Annotated in this window: 20 protein-coding genes and 1 tRNA gene; 10 read left to right on the top strand and 11 right to left on the bottom strand. The window is 58.4% G+C overall.

The window, feature by feature from the left end; translation table 11 throughout:
* Positions 1 to 66: 66 nt before the first annotated feature.
* Entirely contained in the window at positions 67 to 486 is a 420-nt protein-coding gene (irrA, locus tag FHT71_RS16035; protein ID WP_132589290.1) for an iron response transcriptional regulator IrrA, read from the top strand.
* A 1-nt stretch (position 487) separates the two neighbouring features.
* On the opposite strand, the gene FHT71_RS16030 is transcribed toward irrA, so the two are convergent.
* Positions 488 to 1123, bottom strand: coding sequence for a trimeric intracellular cation channel family protein (locus FHT71_RS16030; protein ID WP_132589292.1), 636 nt, complete (start codon positions 1121 to 1123; stop codon positions 488 to 490).
* A gap of 123 nt (positions 1124 to 1246) precedes the next feature.
* Here FHT71_RS16030 and FHT71_RS16025 point away from each other — a divergent pair, with 123 nt between their 5' ends.
* The gene (locus FHT71_RS16025; RefSeq protein ID WP_132589294.1) at positions 1247 to 1729 is read left to right on the top strand and encodes a hypothetical protein; all 483 of its coding nucleotides are present in this window, start codon (positions 1247 to 1249) and stop codon (positions 1727 to 1729) included.
* Between the two features lie 4 nt (positions 1730 to 1733).
* On the opposite strand, the gene FHT71_RS16020 is transcribed toward FHT71_RS16025, so the two are convergent.
* From FHT71_RS16020 to FHT71_RS16010, 3 genes are all read right to left on the bottom strand, one after another.
* Positions 1734 to 2519, bottom strand: a complete 786-nt coding sequence (locus tag FHT71_RS16020; protein WP_007798957.1) for a YdcF family protein — start codon at positions 2517 to 2519, stop codon at positions 1734 to 1736.
* 53 nt (positions 2520 to 2572) lie between these two features.
* The gene (locus FHT71_RS16015) at positions 2573 to 3295 is read right to left on the bottom strand and encodes a YoaK family protein (protein WP_007798955.1); all 723 of its coding nucleotides are present in this window, start codon (positions 3293 to 3295) and stop codon (positions 2573 to 2575) included.
* A 106-nt stretch (positions 3296 to 3401) separates the two neighbouring features.
* Positions 3402 to 3695: a hypothetical protein gene (locus FHT71_RS16010; RefSeq protein WP_007798952.1), complete on the bottom strand. Its 294-nt coding sequence runs from the start codon at positions 3693 to 3695 to the stop codon at positions 3402 to 3404.
* A gap of 237 nt (positions 3696 to 3932) precedes the next feature.
* On the opposite strand from FHT71_RS16010, the gene FHT71_RS16005 reads away from it, so the two are divergent.
* From FHT71_RS16005 to FHT71_RS15990, 4 genes are all read left to right on the top strand, one after another.
* On the top strand, positions 3933 to 4430 hold the full coding sequence (locus tag FHT71_RS16005) for a hypothetical protein (RefSeq protein ID WP_183720884.1): 498 nt from the start codon (positions 3933 to 3935) through the stop codon (positions 4428 to 4430).
* Between the two features lie 57 nt (positions 4431 to 4487).
* Positions 4488 to 5459, top strand: coding sequence for a hypothetical protein (locus tag FHT71_RS16000; protein WP_132589298.1), 972 nt, complete (start codon positions 4488 to 4490; stop codon positions 5457 to 5459).
* 105 nt (positions 5460 to 5564) lie between these two features.
* Positions 5565 to 5888 (top strand): hypothetical protein, encoded by a 324-nt coding sequence (locus tag FHT71_RS15995; protein ID WP_183720881.1) that lies wholly within the window; start codon positions 5565 to 5567, stop codon positions 5886 to 5888.
* A gap of 43 nt (positions 5889 to 5931) precedes the next feature.
* Complete coding sequence (locus FHT71_RS15990; RefSeq protein ID WP_183720878.1) at positions 5932 to 6408, top strand: hypothetical protein; 477 nt, start codon at positions 5932 to 5934, stop codon at positions 6406 to 6408.
* 78 nt (positions 6409 to 6486) lie between these two features.
* On the opposite strand, the gene FHT71_RS15985 is transcribed toward FHT71_RS15990, so the two are convergent.
* The 4 genes from FHT71_RS15985 to FHT71_RS15970 form a co-directional block, all read right to left on the bottom strand.
* Positions 6487 to 6927, bottom strand: a complete 441-nt coding sequence (locus tag FHT71_RS15985; protein ID WP_246718013.1) for a GNAT family N-acetyltransferase — start codon at positions 6925 to 6927, stop codon at positions 6487 to 6489.
* 75 nt (positions 6928 to 7002) lie between these two features.
* On the bottom strand, positions 7003 to 7278 hold the full coding sequence (locus FHT71_RS15980) for a DUF1778 domain-containing protein (RefSeq protein ID WP_183720875.1): 276 nt from the start codon (positions 7276 to 7278) through the stop codon (positions 7003 to 7005).
* Between the two features lie 320 nt (positions 7279 to 7598).
* A tRNA-Ala gene (locus FHT71_RS15975) sits at positions 7599 to 7674 on the bottom strand.
* 148 nt (positions 7675 to 7822) lie between these two features.
* A complete protein-coding gene (locus tag FHT71_RS15970) occupies positions 7823 to 8209 on the bottom strand; it encodes a TIGR02300 family protein (RefSeq protein ID WP_007798949.1) in 387 nt (128 codons plus the stop codon).
* A gap of 239 nt (positions 8210 to 8448) precedes the next feature.
* Here FHT71_RS15970 and FHT71_RS15965 point away from each other — a divergent pair, with 239 nt between their 5' ends.
* The 3 genes from FHT71_RS15965 (at position 8449) to rpsA (ending at position 11617) form a co-directional block, all read left to right on the top strand.
* Positions 8449 to 9090, top strand: coding sequence for an FMN-binding negative transcriptional regulator (locus FHT71_RS15965; RefSeq protein ID WP_132589304.1), 642 nt, complete (start codon positions 8449 to 8451; stop codon positions 9088 to 9090).
* Positions 9091 to 9098: 8 nt separating this feature from the next.
* Positions 9099 to 9746 carry a (d)CMP kinase gene (cmk, locus tag FHT71_RS15960; RefSeq protein WP_007798945.1) on the top strand — a complete coding sequence of 216 codons (648 nt, stop codon included), beginning with the start codon at positions 9099 to 9101 and terminating at the stop codon, positions 9744 to 9746.
* A gap of 167 nt (positions 9747 to 9913) precedes the next feature.
* A complete protein-coding gene (gene rpsA, locus FHT71_RS15955; protein WP_007798943.1) occupies positions 9914 to 11617 on the top strand; it encodes a 30S ribosomal protein S1 in 1704 nt (567 codons plus the stop codon).
* Between the two features lie 89 nt (positions 11618 to 11706).
* Here rpsA and FHT71_RS15950 read toward each other — a convergent pair whose 3' ends face one another.
* The 3 genes from FHT71_RS15950 to FHT71_RS15940 all read right to left on the bottom strand — a co-directional run bounded on the left by FHT71_RS15950 (position 11707) and on the right by FHT71_RS15940 (position 14993).
* Positions 11707 to 13254 (bottom strand): hypothetical protein, encoded by a 1548-nt coding sequence (locus FHT71_RS15950; RefSeq protein WP_183720873.1) that lies wholly within the window; start codon positions 13252 to 13254, stop codon positions 11707 to 11709.
* 231 nt (positions 13255 to 13485) lie between these two features.
* Positions 13486 to 14112, bottom strand: a complete 627-nt coding sequence (locus FHT71_RS15945; RefSeq protein WP_007798932.1) for a ribonuclease D — start codon at positions 14110 to 14112, stop codon at positions 13486 to 13488.
* Positions 14113 to 14186: 74 nt separating this feature from the next.
* Positions 14187 to 14993: a MerR family transcriptional regulator gene (locus FHT71_RS15940; protein ID WP_183720870.1), complete on the bottom strand. Its 807-nt coding sequence runs from the start codon at positions 14991 to 14993 to the stop codon at positions 14187 to 14189.
* 202 nt (positions 14994 to 15195) lie between these two features.
* Between FHT71_RS15940 and FHT71_RS15935 the strand changes: the two genes are divergently transcribed.
* Complete coding sequence (locus FHT71_RS15935) at positions 15196 to 16473, top strand: 4-aminobutyrate--2-oxoglutarate transaminase (RefSeq protein WP_007798927.1); 1278 nt, start codon at positions 15196 to 15198, stop codon at positions 16471 to 16473.

The following is a 16473-nucleotide window of genomic DNA, read 5'->3' as shown; positions in this document are numbered from 1 at the left end:
TTGCGCAAAAGTTATATGGCTAATGAAACCTGATTGCTTGACGCTAGATTAACCGGAGTTCGTTGGATGGTGGCAGAGGCCCCGCTTACCATTGAGGCACGGCTGAGGCACGCCGGCCTACGTCCGACGCGCCAGCGCGTCGCGCTCGGCGACCTGCTCTTTGCTAAGGGCGATCGGCATTTGACGGTTGAAGAACTCCATGAGGAGGCTGTGCAGGCGGGCGTGCCGGTGTCGCTGGCGACCGTCTACAACACGCTGCACCAGTTCACCGAGGCCGGCATGATCCGGGTTCTTGCGGTCGAAAGCGCCAAGACCTACTTCGATACCAACATCTCCGACCATCACCACTTCTTCATCGAAGGCGAAAACGATGTGCTCGATATTCCGGTCAGCAACCTGACCATCGGCAATCTGCCGGAGCCGCCGGAAGGCCTCGAAATCGCGCATGTCGACGTGGTGATCCGCCTGCGCCAGAAGCGGCGCTGATTCACATCACATCATCAGGGTGCCGGCCGGGCTTGGCTTTGTAGGTTGGGAAGGTCCAGCCGAAATACAGCGCGCCGCCGCGCACGGAGAAGGCTGCGATGACACCGACCGCGGAGGCTGCATAAAGCGGTAGGTCGAGCGCGTTCGCAGCTGTAAACAGGCCGGCGCCGACGAGTGCTGCCGTGATATAGATTTCCGGCCGCAATAATACTGACGGCTCATTGGCCAGAAGATCGCGCAAGATCCCGCCGAAGGTTGCCGTCAGTGTTCCGGTGACGATGCCAATCGTTGGCGAGCCGGTGGCCGCGAGGCCCTTTGCCGCACCCATCACACAATAGGCGGAGAGCCCGATGGCATCCAACCAGATCAGCAAGCGATAGCGCGACTCGACCAGGTGGGCGGTAAAGAACACCAGGATGCCGACGGCGCAGCAGACGATGACATAGGTCGGGTTCAGAACCCAGAATACCGGCACGCGGCCAAGGACAATGTCGCGCACCGTGCCGCCGCCAGTGCCGGTAACGATCGCAAAGAAGAGAAAGCCGATCAGGTCGAGCTGCTTGCGCGAAGCCGCGAGCGCGCCTGTTGCCGCAAAGAGCGCAACGCCGGCATAATCCACGTAGACGAACAGCGGCATGCAGTCCTCCAGAACCGACGTGTATCTTTGCGAAATGAATCACGGCGGCAAGGGCGGCGCAAGGCGGATCAAGCAAACTGCGCGGCCAACAGCGTCCTTATCCGACCAAAAGAGAAGCCCTTCGTGAAAACGCTCCTGATCGCTCTGAACATTGCCGCGTTGCTCGCCGCCCCGGTTGCGGCCTTCGCCCAACAGTCGCTTATCTCGGACCCGGAGATCTATGAGAAGAAGCACTTTCGGGAGCAGTGCACCAAGGCCGAGTTTTCGGATGGCTACGTCATCCGCCAGGATATCAACAACGACGGCCTGATAGACGCCGTCGTCAACGAGGGCGAGCTGACTTGCGACGGAGAGAAGGGGCCGCAGTGCAATGACGACGGCTGCACCTACAATTTCTATCTGCAGGTCGCCGAGGGCGGCTATTTCATGATCGCGACCGCCCAGATCTACGGCTATGATTTTGTGAAGCGCTTCGGCAACATGGTGCTGGCGATGAAAATGCACCCGCGCTTCTGCGATCGCCCGGATGTCGACAAGGAGAAGGAGCCCTGTATCGTCACGGCCCGTGTGCGCGGCACCAAGTTCGTGACGATCTCCAAGAAATAGCGGTTCAGCCGGGATAGAATTCTGAGGTCCGGCCGGCAAGATAGTAGCCGACAAGCCCGAACCATTCGCGGATTGCTGTCGCCAGGTTCTGAGCGTTTCGGCTCGGCTGTGTGAAATCGAGGCTAAGGCTCTCCCGCCCGTCGGTCCGGTAGTCGGTCGGCCAGGGCACGACGTCGATGCCAAGCTTGCGGAAAATGCCGACCGACCGCGGCATATGATAGCCTGAGGTGATCAGCAGGCAATTCGAAAGGCCTTGGCTCGCCAGGAGTTCCTTGGTGTTCATGGCGTTTTCGAACGTCGTCCGCGACGTCGTTTCTTCGACCAGGCGTTCCCCGCCGATACCAAACATCGGGAAGAAGCGCGCCGAAATCACCGCGTCGCCTTCATAGATTCCGGAGATCGATCCATCGCCGCCCGAAATCAAGATTCGCGCCTGCGGATATTTCTGTGCCAGACGCAGCGCCTCGACGAAGCGATCGCCACCGGCATTGAGCTCGATGCCGTGGCGGGCGGTGTTCACCTCGTTCTCGAAAGCGCCGCCGAGCACGATCATGCACTGCAGATTTGCCGGATCCTGCGGTTTAACAAACCGATCCTCCAGACCCTGCAGAAGGTAGTTGCCGGCGGTCGTGTAGAGCGTGACGAACAGGATGAGGCCCGCAATCGCGGAGGAAACGAGGCTTGTCGCGCGCCAGCGGAAAAGACCCCCTACCAGGGCAAACACGACGAAAAGAAAAGCGAGCGACAAAGGTTGCCCGAACACCCAGACGAGCTTTGAAAAGAGAAACAAGGATGCCTTCCTCTAGCGGTTTCCGCGTGCCCTCTATCTGATTCGATGGGGTTTTATTGCGACCGTGACTTCATATGCACTGGCGAACGTGGCGCGGCGTTGAACCGGCGTTGCGTGCGTTTCGGAATTAAAAGGGTGGCGAGCGCAACCAGCATCGCAAAAACGGCAATCAGCCAGAGCGCCGCTGCCCCGGCGATATGTGTCAGCAGCGCCCCAACGATAGCCCCACCCAGCATGCCGACCCAAGGTACGATCTGGATCGTCCAATCCGATCGCCTGTCGCCAACGATCCAGCGTCCGAGACCGCGTCCGAAACGCGAAAGTGCCCCTGTCACATAGGTCAGCCCGATCGGCAGCCCTTCGATCTGCTCCACGGCCGCGTTCACCATCCCCATGGAGGCAACGATGAGATAAAAGCGCGGCATCGCCAGGTTCGCGCCCGCCATGAGGGAGGCCGTTGCCAGCGCGATGCTGACGCATGAAAGCACGGCGAAGGTGCGCCGGTCCGAGAAATGTGCGATCACGATGCCAACGGCATTGCCAAGCACGAAGACCATGATCGCCGAGAGAAGAATGGCTGCATGACGCAAATCCCCATTTCCGAGCGACAGGGCAGCACGGGTCGTGTTTCCCGTCATGAACGACACGAAGTCTCCCGTCAGTGCAAGGCCGGTCGCATCGGTCATACCGGCCAGAAAGGAGATCGCGCCGGCAAGAGTCAGGCCCGTTGCCGTTCTGCGTGTATGGATAAGCCGCCGTCGTCTTTCTCGTGTCATTGAACCAAGGCTCCAATCCGCCGGAAGTCGGCATGGAAACCATAGCCGCCGTTGCTAAAAATTTGGCAAAGCATCGGCGTGCGAAGCGCCGCGGCAAGCTGTTTCTTCAGTTGATCGTGACTCTGCCCGAATTCGGCGCACTTAACATGTAGTGCTGCTCTATCGGGTCACGGTGGCTCGTCGGCCAAGCCAAACCCGTGAGGGCTGGGAGGTAGGTGTCCAGAAGGAACTTGTCTTCGGTCTCCTTGCGATTCAGCATGCCTACCAATTCGCCGCCTTCTTCAGCGGTCACCATATCCATGACAAACCCGTCGAGCACGGCCTTCTGGCCGGTGACGTCGTCAAACACTGTCCAATAGATGTTGAGGTTCTTGTGCAGGCTGTATCTCTGGGCTTCCATGGGAAAATCCTCCGGCTTTCCACTATCGCCAGGCTTCCGCGCAGAATTGGGTGGTGGCGCAGAACCTTTGAACACCCGGTAAGAAGACCATGATTGCTCCGCGAAATGAATCGCACGCGCGTATAGGCAGCCTATCCATTCGGATAGGATCCTGAGTACAGGGAAACCTAAGCCTGCAGATCATCGGAAAGCTGCTCGGGCAGCGACGCAGAGCGGGACATCATCGGCCGCTTTATGATGAGGGATACAAGCCCTCTCACTAAACGGCTTGCCGCGAAGTTTCGGCAGGGCAACCCTACAGCCTGCTTTGTCGTCATCTCGCCGGAGTATGCCCAAGAGAAGCTTGAATGGGCGAAAACCTATGTTCCGAAGGGACGGACGGAAAAGGCCTTAGCCGCCAATCGAGCACAGAAGGAGCGGAACATCGCCGAAAGCGAACGTCAACTTGCTCTCGCCCGCGAATATCGTGCCGAGACGACCCGCCTACGGATTGCTGCAGGCGTCGATCAGGCGAAGCGGCGTGTCAGCAAGGCTGAGGCCGCGGTTACTGATGCGTGCAGGTACATCTCCGAGGCTGAAGCGTTCACCACGGAGGGGCTTCGCATCAAGGCCGAGGCGATCAAAGCAAGCGGCATCTTCGACGCGTTCAAGGCTTCAAGCGGGATTATGGCCGACATAGCCAGCTTCGTTCAGTCGGTCATTAGCGTCGCATCTCCCGTGGCCGCTGCGGCTTAGGCGCCAGCAGATCACTAGCAGACAGAACCAGAAATTCATTGTGTTAGGAGCGATGTTATGAAGAGCAACAGGCAGACTTCTCAAGCTCAGACCGAGGCAACTGTGGTGGCGAGCGTGGCGACGCTGGCGAGAGTCCAGCTAGAGGCGCTCGCCAATCACAAGGTGGAGACGAGCGATGATCCGATCTCAACCGCTATCGAAGCATTCCGCGCTGGCAATGCAGCGTTTTGCGCCACCAAGGAGGAGGACTGGCCTGCTCATGGCGGCGAAGAAGCAGTAATCGCCAATACCTATGGTCGGCCGCTGGAAGTCCTTGAAAATTGGGACCAGCCCGCGTTGTCGCTGAAAGGGGCTGTAGATGCTCTTCGCTTTGCAAATGAAGAGAATCGAAATTTTGAATCCAATCCCACCGTCGTTGCCATGGTGGGTGCAGCGCTTGCGTATCTCGAAAAGGCAACCGCCGTCTCAATCGGCTCGGGAGAGGTAACTTTAGCAGGCGCAACACCTGGATCTGCGGTACCGACGTTACTCTCCGAGCATCGTTCAGCTTTCGCTGCCGGAAATGAGCATTGGCAGAAGTGCTACGAGGTCCAAGACGGCATCGAGGAGTTGTTACCCAACGTGCGCGTTCGTGTTGGGACGCTTCACGCTTCAGGGGGTAAAGAGGATATCTGGGCGTATAGTGAAAACGACGTGTTAGAAAAAACCGAACGTCATATTCGCGCAGCCCTCAACGAATTCCAGCGCACGGGTTTCATGGCCTTGCGTGACAAGTTCCTCACCGAGATCCGCGACCTCCAACAGAAGGAAAACGAGATCAAGGAAGGCGCCGGCTTGAACGCCTTAGAAGCGACTGGCCGAGAATTGGATGCCGCGCATCGCGATATCTTTTCGAAGCTGATCTCCGAAAGGCCGGCGACCCTAGAAGAGGCTCGCGCAAAGGTGTCCTATATCGCAGATCACCTCGACGAGATGGGTGAGGCGATGGACGAAGAGGAAGCGACCAAGCTTCTCAGAGACCTTCTGTAATCAATTGTCGATGCTCAACCGCGCGGGCCGTCCTTTCTGGGCGGCCTTGCCTGATGAAGTGCGATCCGCTTTGATGTCAGAACATCTCCAGGGGGGCCTTCATCAATGGCATTGTCAGTCAGGTACTATCTGTTCCCGGAGGGCTCTGATCCGTTGCGTCTCTCGCAGCGCCTCGTCGAAGGACTCACGCATGGCAAAGACGCCATGCCGCAATATGCGGACACCAGGCAACGCGTCATGGGTGTTGTCGTTCAGAATGAGGATGGGAAACCTACCCATCTCGATCGCACCTATGGAACGATGTGGACTTTCAACGAGGACGGCGAGATTAGGGAGGGTCTCCAAGAGGCGGTGTTCGAGGCGTCCACAACTCAGCAAAAAGCGCTTTGCCGAGAAATTCCGATGGGAGCCTTCGGCCGCGGATATTAATCGGGTCATCCAGGACTTATGGCCGAAACAGAAGGCAGATCGCTTGAAGGAGGCGAAAGGTGTCTCTCAACGGAAGCCAGCTCTGACCTTTGAAGCAAAACATACACTGGACAAGATTTCCGCCGGCTTCTGGGAGATATCCCACGCGATTGAGGCATTGAAGGAACCGAGCCTAAGAGGCTTCGCGTTCGAGGCGAGGAAACGCGCAAGCGAGGATCTGGAACATCGGCACCTCTATAATGCTCTTGCCGAGGCGGCCGTCGACCGTTTGGAATTGCTGAAGAGGCAGAAGACTGGGAAGGGCATCTGGTACGCTGTCCTGGAGGTCATCATGACGCGCCCGGAAGGGTTTTCGGAAACTATACAAGTCTACCATGAGCGATGTGATGGACGAGACGCCGCGGTTGTCGCCACACGAAAACTACTCGTTCGGCACGCGGAGCTGTTCAACGACTACACGGATCTGGAAGCGAGCGTGATGACCGATCTGGAATGGGAAGTGATGGCGTACCTGGACTAGGACGCCGCTGTCAGCTCACCGGATGGACGCTGTAAGTTCCGATAATGTAGGTTTTCGGAAGTCAAAAACGTGTCCAGATCAGCCCGGGGCCTCGTTCAAGGAAGCTGCAATGTCCTTAGTCGGCAGAATGAGACGCCGTTCCATGTTCTTCGTTTCTTGGAAGCCGAATTTTTTATAGAAACTCACGGCATCATCATCGAGAGCGTGAATTGTCACGGCGCGAAAAGCGACTACTTGCGCGGCGGACACCACACTCATGAGCGCGTTTTTGAGGAGTGCTTTGCCAAGGCCGTTACCTTGATGGTCGGCATCAACGGCAAGTCGGGCTAGAACCGCAATCGGAATCTCGGTTGGAGATTTAGACCCTTTCACCGATCGAGAAACATCGTTTCGGTGTATCATGCCAGCGCAAACCGAATGGTACCCCACCACTCTGAAGTTTTCATCCGCAATTACAAATGTGCGGGCATACCCCTGCTCCTGATTATATAAGGCCATTTCCTTTAGCCATGAATCCAATGAGGGCTTCCCCGATGAGAAGCCCTCAATGATGTGCTGATTGGTAATAGGGCAAGGCTTCCGATACGACAAACGTCAGTCCATCCAATCTAATTTGGTCTGAAAAAGCTTGACCAAGTTGTCTCTGGCCACGCCCGGAGCGGCAAGCTGGTCGCTTACAGCTTCAAACACGTCAGCGGATACGCCTATGAATCGTTGATCTAGCAGCTCTTCTTGCGCGGTATATACTGAGGCCTCGGTCATGAACGCAGTTATGCTCTTTCCACAAACCTCAGCAGCACGTGCAATTAGATCATGCGTTTCCGGTTCAATCCGAAGATTGACGGTTTTGGTTTTCCTAAGAGCGGACATCATACTTCTCCATCAATCGCACAGTTGATTTTTGATTTGTGCGACGTACTCGATGAACGTTCGAATACGACCATGTGTGGTCAATGTAAATACGTTTCTATAATTTTCAATTACCGAAAAAGTTCCATTTCCGCTAATGCGCTGAAACCATTTCTGGATTTTTATCATTGCGTAGGTTGGTGCCGACCTTATGAACGCAGAGGAGGATAACTGATTTCAAAAATAAGCGTTCGTACTTCCCTGGTGCTTCCCCTGGGACGAGGTCAATCTGGGTTAGGGCCAAGGTGGCGCCCTATGCGGTTGTTTTTGCAGGAGAAATTTGGTGGAGCTAAGCGGGATCGAACCGCTGACCTCTTGCATGCCATGCAAGCGCTCTCCCAGCTGAGCTATAGCCCCATCAAGGCGGTCCGGCGAGCCGGTCCTGGGATGCTTCGCGAAGGCTTGCCTCGCGGAGTGGCGGCTTCTTACTTCCGGTTTTTGGAGATAGCAAGCCAAAAAAATCGGCCCGGCGAAATTTTCTCGTCCGGGCCGACACTTAATCGGATCAGACTTCGTCTTCGTCGCCGGTGACGCCGATGATGTCGCTCATGTCGTCGTCATCATCATCTTCGTCGGCTTCAAGGAAGGTGTCGTCGTCATCGCCTTCGATTTCGACATCGTCATCGCCCATATCTGGAATGTCGTCGCCGGATGCGCCTTCATCGGCGTCCTCGAGCGAAACGAGTTCGACTTCCGTGCTTTCGGTATCGACTTCCGCCACTTCCTCTTCATCCTGGGCTTCAGCCGCTGCAGCAGCAGAGGTTTCCTCGAAGAAGGAAAGGGGATAGGACTTGCCGGTGTAAGGAGAAACAATCGGATCCCGGTTCAGGTCGTAGAACTTCTTGCCGGTTTCCGGATCGGTACGCTTCGTTCCAAGTTCAGCTTTCGCCACTGTAAGCCTCATGAGAATGGCCGAATCAAGATTCGACAAATGCCGTGAAAACCGGCGTTCTATTCGGAATTTATAAGCCGGTCCCCATAATCGTTGCAGCACGGCATGTCAAAGCCAAACTTCATGCATCGCTCATGCCCGCCGGATGACCGGCGCCGCCATTTGTGGTAGTGAGCCGGCGATTGTTCGTTTGCAAGGCAGATCGGCGTGTCACCGACTGCCGGAATGGGTGTAAGGCAATGTACCAGCCGCCGCATTTTCGTGAGGAAGACCTAAGCGTCCAGCACGCCTTGATCCGGGCGCATCCGCTCGGCTTGCTGATCACCGCGGGTGCTGCGGGTCTCATGGCGAATTCGGTTCCCTTTCATCTCGATGCGGCAGCTTGCGAGAAGGGCACGCTGCGCCTTCACCTCGCCAAGGCCAATCCGCAGTGGCGCGATATCGGGGCGGGCGCCGACGTGCTTGCAGTGTTCCAGGGTGCCGATGCCTACATCACCCCGTCCTGGTACCAGACGAAGCAGGAGACCGGCAAAGTCGTGCCGACCTGGAACTATGCCATCGTGCAGGTGAGGGGCAGGGCGCGTGTCATCGACGATGCGGCCTGGTTGCTTCAGCAGATCAACGCGATCACCACGCAACAGGAAGGGCCACGTGACAGGCCCTGGGCGGTCGGCGACGCGCCGGATGATTTCATTCGCGCGCAGTTGAAAGGCATTATCGGCGTCGAGATCGAGATTGCCGCGATCGAAGGCAAATGGAAGGTAAGCCAGAACCGACCCGTTGCCGATCGCCAGGGCGTTGCTGCCGGTCTCGGCGAAGAGGCCGGTCAGGCAGACATGGTCGATCTCGTCCGTCGTTACGGCGGACTGGCACAGAAATGAACGGATAGATGAGCTCCAAACAGTTTACGATTGCCATCGATGGACCTGCCGCGGCCGGCAAGGGAACACTCTCGCGCCGCATCGCGGAGACCTACGGATTTCATCATCTCGACACGGGACTGACCTACCGTGCGACTGCCAAGGCTTTGCTGGATGCTGGCCTGACGCTCGACGACGAGGCCGTGGCGGAAAAGATGGCGCGCGAGGTTGAACTGGCCGGACTCGATCGCGATATACTCTCGAAGCACGAGATCGGCGAGGCGGCCTCGAAGATCGCCATCATGCCCGCGGTGCGGCGTGCACTGGTAGAGGCACAGCGGCGGTTTTCGGAAAAGGCGCCCGGAACGGTGCTCGACGGCCGTGATATCGGCACCGTCGTTTGCCCGGCAGCGCCGGTGAAGCTCTATGTGACGGCAAGTCCCGAGGTTCGGGCGAAGCGCCGCTACGACGAAATAAGAGGCAAGGGAGGAATTGCCGATTTCGATGCCATTTTCGACGACGTCAAGCGCCGCGACGAACGCGACATGGGACGGGCCGACAGCCCTTTGAAACCAGCCGAAGACGCGCACTTGCTTGATACGTCGGAAATGAGTATAGAGGCCGCGTTTCAAGCTGCGAAATCGATCATCGATGCAGCTTTGAGCCGAAGTACCTGAATTCGAGCGATTTGCCCAAGCTTTGCCTGGGTCGCTTTTGAAGACTAAGCCTGAAATTCCGTCCAAGCGCCGGATTGCTTCCCGACAGGAGGCGGACTGGGTTCAGGCCCGTTCAACACGAACCAACCGGCGCATACGTATCCGGATTCGGATATGCAGGAGATTACATGTCAGTAGCTACTCCCTCTCGCGAAGATTTCGCGGCCCTTCTCGAAGAGTCCTTTGCCAAGCACGACCTGGCTGAAGGCTATGTCACCAAGGGCATCGTAACGGCAATCGAGAAGGACTCTGCCGTTGTCGACGTCGGCCTGAAGGTCGAAGGTCGCATCCTACTCAAGGAATTCGGCGCCAAGGCCAAGGACGGCTCGCTCAAGGTCGGCGACGAAGTCGAAGTTTACGTTGAGCGCATCGAAAACGCTCTCGGCGAAGCTGTTCTGTCGCGCGAGAAGGCTCGCCGCGAAGAAAGCTGGATCAAGCTCGAAGCCAAGTTCGAAGCTGGCGAGCGCGTTGAAGGCGTCATCTTCAACCAGGTCAAGGGCGGCTTCACGGTCGATCTCGACGGCGCGATCGCCTTCCTGCCGCGTTCGCAGGTCGACATCCGTCCGATCCGCGACGTCACCCCGCTGATGCACAATCCGCAGCCCTTCGAAATCCTCAAGATGGACAAGCGCCGCGGCAACATCGTCGTATCGCGTCGTACGGTTCTGGAAGAATCCCGTGCCGAGCAGCGTTCTGAAATCGTTCAGAACCTCGAAGAAGGCCAGGTTGTTGACGGCGTCGTCAAGAACATCACCGACTACGGTGCGTTCGTTGACCTCGGTGGCATCGACGGCCTGCTGCACGTCACCGACATGGCATGGCGGCGTGTGAACCATCCGTCGGAAATCCTGTCCATTGGCCAGCAGGTCAAGGTTCAGATCATCCGCATCAACCAGGAAACCCACCGCATCTCGCTCGGCATGAAGCAGCTCGAGTCGGATCCGTGGGATGGCATCCAGGCCAAGTATCCGGAAGGCAAGAAGATTTCCGGTACCGTCACGAACATCACCGACTACGGTGCGTTCGTCGAGCTGGAGCCGGGCATCGAAGGCCTGATCCACATCTCGGAAATGTCCTGGACCAAGAAGAACGTACACCCCGGCAAGATCCTGTCCACGAGCCAGGAAGTCGAAGTCGTCGTTCTCGAAGTCGATCCGTCCAAGCGCCGTATTTCGCTCGGCCTCAAGCAGACGCTGGAAAATCCGTGGGCGGCATTCGCTCGCAACCATCCAGCCGGCACTGAAGTCGAAGGCGAAGTCAAGAACAAGACCGAATTCGGCCTGTTCATCGGCCTCGACGGCGATGTTGACGGCATGGTGCACCTCTCCGACCTCGACTGGAACCGTCCGGGCGAGCAGGTCATCGAAGAGTTCAACAAGGGTGACGTCGTCAAGGCTGTCGTTCTCGATGTTGATGTCGAAAAGGAGCGCATCTCGCTCGGCATCAAGCAGCTCGGCAAGGATGCTGTCGGCGAAGCAGCAGCTTCGGGCGACCTGCGCAAGAATGCAGTCGTTTCCTGCGAAGTTATCGCAGTCAACGACGGCGGCATCGAAGTGAAGCTCGTCGACCACGAAGACATCACCTCGTTCATCCGCCGCGCAGACCTGTCGCGCGACCGCGACGAGCAGCGTCCGGAACGCTTCTCGGTTGGCCAGGTTGTTGACGCCCGCGTCACCAACTTCTCCAAGAAGGACCGCAAGATCATGCTGTCCATCAAGGCTCTGGAAATCGCGGAAGAGAAGGAAGCTGTCGCTCAGTTCGGTTCGTCCGATTCCGGCGCTTCGCTCGGCGACATCCTCGGCGCGGCTCTGAAGAACCGCGGCGGCGAATAATCGCCAGCCTCAGGCTTGAAGAATAAAAGAACCCGCCGGAGCGATCCGGTGGGTTCTTTGCATTTCCGCTGCTGGTGTAGGGTCGCGGGCTATTCCCAGTCGACCTTGCGCCGATAGCGCGTATAGGCTTCGTCTGCGCTCGCAGCCATTGGCAGGGCCGGTGCCGGACGGTGAGGCGGCGTCCCAGCCTTGATCTGGCTTTCCCGGGCGGCCACGGCAGCGGCGGCTTCGTCGTCGACTGCGACACCCGTCTCGTCCTCGTTCGGCGGCTCGCCTTGCTGGTCCGCATCCCCCTCCGACGGCTCGCCGCCGTTGTGATCTTCGCGGTACATCTCACGGGCGCCGCTATCGTCGGCCTCGTCCTTTGAGAATTCGTAAGGCTGCGTCGCGTAGGGAACGCCCTCGACGATCTTCATCAGCACCGGCACATAGGTTTCGTCGATGGCCTGCTGTACGATCAGGGGTATTGGGATTTCCGGAGCCGGATGTTTCTTCGCTGTTGCGATAGCGGCTTCGCCTGCCGGCTGTTCCGCGAGAAGCGGCGATTGGCGCGCCACGCTTTCCGGCAGGGAGGCGCGATCAGGCAGTGCAGTCAACTCCTCTGGTAGATCGGTCAGGATAGTCTCATCGAGGATGATGTCGATTTCGACTGCCGGATCCGGTTCGGCTGCCTCGAGCAATATTTCTGTTTCCTGGTCCTGAATGATTGTTACGATCAGCTTCGTCGTATCGTCCGAGAGGGATGCAGGTATCGCCGGCCAACTCTTTGGAATAATGGGATTGACCTTGGATGCTGGCCCGTGCGTGTTCGCTTGCACTGCTACGTGCGCCAGCTCGACCTCTTCCTCCAACGCTACACTCTCTTGTAAGTCTTCGCCGAGCTCAGGGAACACTTCTTCGCCGGCTGCCTCGACAGCCGACTTGGCGAGAGGCTCGTCGACAGGGACAGATCCTTTGATGAGTTGGACCTGTTCGCCGTCTGCATCGAGATAGGCGGCGGCAACGAGCGCCGTCTGCGGCCGCAGAGCTTCCGGCTCCTGCCTCGTTGCGACAGGAGTTCGCGCAGCGCCAGCCAGATTGTCCCGATGGATGCTGATTTCGGTCCGCTGCTCCTGGCGCAGCGGCGAGGCATCATTCTGGCCGTAGGAGCGAACCACGGCGCGCGCCGCGAGATCGCGATCCTTGTAGCGAATGGTTTCGAGATAGGTGGCAATGCGGGCGGCCTCCGGTCCGGCCGGGTTTCGGAGCGCCTCAGCGAGCTGGCGAAGCGGGACTGCATGGCCCTGCATTGCAAGCTGACGCTCTACCTGCTCGATTTTCGCCGGCGGCAACTTCTGTATCGCGGTCGCAAGGCGGGAGGCAAAGGCAAGATCTGTTTCGTCGTCCTCCCGCGGGATTGAAAGCGCCTCGCTGGTCGCATTGAGCACATCAAGAAGGGCATCGACCATGCGTGCACGCACGGCCAGCAGGAGGATGTTGAGTTTGCCGGCAACCGAGGAGTTGAGATCCGCGCCCTGGATCTGGCTGACCGGAGCAACGGCGCTGGCAGCGCGCATCAGGCCGTCGGTGCTGACGACGGTCGTCTGGTTCTGGGTGGATAAACTCGCATTTGACGCTGAACGAACCGGAGTCAACATGCCATGCTCCTTCTTTCGTAAAGTGCGATGAAAGCAGGTTACAAGAAGGCCGCGCTCATCCGGCCCGTCGCATTCCCCGGCAGTTCCTTCCTGCGCGACGTGACGCTCCATCGCGCCGTCGAATGCATAAAAATTGGTAAAGAATTTAACGAAGCGACGGTTAACGAATTGCTAATGGCCGGTGCGCGGATGGCCACGCCCGGTTCTATCTTTGCAAAATCCAGAAATGTCTCAGCTATGCGCGAAGATGTCGGCTTCTTCCCAGCCGAGCAGATCGAGCTTGGCGCGTGTCGGAAGGAATTCGAAGCAGGCATTGGCGTGATCCATGCGGCCGTCGCGCACCAGCCGTTCCGTCAGCTTGTCGCGCAGCGCATGCAGATAGAGCACATCAGAGGCGGCGTATTCCAATTGTGCCTGAGATAGCGTCGCGGCTGCCCAGTCGGACGACTGTTGCGTCTTGGAAATATCGACGTCCAACATTTCCTTGAGGTTGTCCTTGAGGCCGTGCCGATCGGTGTAGGTGCGGATGAGGCGTGAGGCGATCTTCGTGCAGAAGACCGGTTGGGCGGTGACGCCGAAGGTATGAAACAGGACGGCAATATCGAAGCGGCCATAGTGGAAGATCTTCTGACGGGAAGGGTCGGCCAACATTGCAACGAGGTTCGGCGCGTCCTTTTGGCCCGCAGCGATGCGGATTACATCGGCTGAACCGTCGCCCGACGAAAGCTGCACGACGCACAACCGGTCGCGGCGCGGCACAAGCCCGAGCGTTTCGGTGTCGATGGCAATGGCTCCGGTGTAGCGCGCAGCATCCGCCGCGGATATATCACCTTCATGGTAACGTATGGTGGCTGCCATCGATCTCGTCTCTCACTCAAACTGTCACTTGTGGCGCTATAGCGCAAAGCCATGGCGGGCGATACCGCCAAGGCTCAGAATGTCGGCGGTGTATTGATCCAGATGAGAATGGTTTCGCCGTCATGACGGTTGCGCCAGGAATGGTAGCGGCGGCTCTCGAAGTAAAGCGAATCGCCAGGCCCGAGGTCGAAAAACTGGTCGGAATCGAGCACGATTTCGAGCCGTCCCGACAGCACGTGCATGAACTCTTCCCCTTCGTGCCGGTAGGCGCCCTCGCTTGTCGCGCCGGGCGCGAGCACGAACCGGTGGCAATCCATCATGGTTCGGCCCTCGGCCAGAAGCTGGACCGAGACACCAGGCGTCGTCTCCGGCCATGTGCGCCAGGCGCCGGCGCGGACGACCACAGGCACGTCGTCGCGTTCTTCGCCGGACAAGCGGGAAACCGTTGTGCCGTAATATTCGGCAAGGTCGTGCAGCGTCTTGAAGCTCACGCCTTGCGAGGTCCGCTCAAGCGTCGACAGCGTCGAGGCGGCAATACCGATATCACCTGCGACATGATCCAACGTCTTTCCCGCGCCATGGCGAAGGCTGCGCAGCCGCCGCCCGAGATCCGACGAGTCCGCTGTGTCTGAGTTTTCCGACGGTTCCTCGCCTTCCAGCGCCTCGCGAATGGCCGCCGGATTGAGGCCACGCTCGGTTCGATACCAGGCTATCTTTTTCAACCTGGCCACGTCTTCGGCGCTGTATTGTCGGTGTCCGGTCTCTGAACGGTCCGGCACGACGAGGCCCTGGCTTTCCCAAAGGCGCAAGGTGGATGCGGAAACGCCCGCTGATTTCGCCGCCTCCGCCACTTTGTAGCGCACGGCCGTCCCATTGCTCATAAGCCAAATATTCCCGGTTCGTTTGTCTTCTGGAGGCCGTCTCCCGGCCCTTCTTTTCTTGAGCGACCATCGCCGAAAACAGCAACGGTTTGAAGCGGAAAATGCCGCTTGCTTTCTTGCAGGAAAAATGTAGGAATTTTCTACACGTCTTGCCGAAGTTATGCAAGATAGTTCATCCATTCCAGAGCGCAGGAACGCACCGATGACCGCGACCACCCTCACAGACCGGAAGAATGCCGCCATTTCGCGCGGCGTTGGCATGACCACGCAGATCTATGCCGACCGCGCAGAGAATGCCGAAATCTGGGACAAGGAAGGTCGCCGCTATATCGACTTCGCGGCCGGCATCGCCGTTCTCAATACCGGCCATCGCCATCCGCGCGTGATCGCCGCCGTCAAGGATCAACTCGATCACTTCACCCATACCTGCCATCAGGTCGTGCCCTACGAAAACTATGTGCATCTTGCTGAGCGCCTGAATGCGCTGACGCCGGGTAATTTCACCAAGAAGACGATCTTCGTCACGACAGGGGCCGAAGCCGTCGAGAATGCCGTGAAGATCGCGCGTGCCGCAACCGGTCGCTCGGCCGTCATTGCCTTCGGTGGCGGCTTCCACGGCCGCACCTTTATGGGCATGGCGCTCACAGGCAAGGTCGTGCCCTACAAGGTCGGTTTCGGCGCGATGCCGGGCGATGTCTTCCACGTCCCGTTCCCGGTCGAGCTCCATGGCGTGACACCGGATCAGTCGCTGGCCGCGCTGAAGAAGCTGTTTGCCGCCGATGTCGATCCGCAGCGCGTTGCCGCAATCATCATCGAGCCGGTGCAGGGCGAGGGCGGCTTCTACGCGGCGCCGGTTTCGTTCATGAAGGCACTGCGCGAACTCTGCGATCAACATGGTATCCTGTTGATTGCCGATGAGGTCCAGACCGGCTTTGCCCGGACTGGCACGATGTTCGCTATGGATCAGCACGAAGTCGCGCCCGACCTGATGACCATGGCCAAGAGCCTCGCCGGCGGCTTCCCGCTGGCGGCCGTCACCGGCCGTGCCGAGATCATGGATGCGCCTGGACCCGGCGGCCTTGGTGGCACATATGGCGGCAATCCGCTCGGTATCGCGGCTGCTCACGCAGTTCTTGACGTCATCAAGGACGAAGATCTCTGCAACCGCGCCAATCAGCTCGGCAGCCGGTTGAAGCAGCGTCTGGAATCGTTGCGCGAAAGGGCGCCGGAGATTGTCGATATCCGTGGCCCGGGCTTCATGAACGCGGTCGAGTTCAACGACAAGACGACAAAGCTGCCGAGCGCGGAATTCGCCAACAAGGTGCGTCTGATCGCGCTCGATAAGGGCCTGATCCTTTTGACCTGCGGCGTCCACGGAAACGTCATCCGCTTCCTCGCCCCGATCACCATCCAGGACAACGTTTTCGGTGAAGCGCTCGACATTCTGGAAGCCTCGATCCTCGAAGCAAGCGGCAAGTAA

Source organism: Rhizobium sp. BK060 (assembly GCF_014193145.1).
GTDB lineage: Bacteria > Pseudomonadota > Alphaproteobacteria > Rhizobiales > Rhizobiaceae > Rhizobium.
This window is presented reverse-complemented; position numbering and strand designations above follow the sequence as displayed.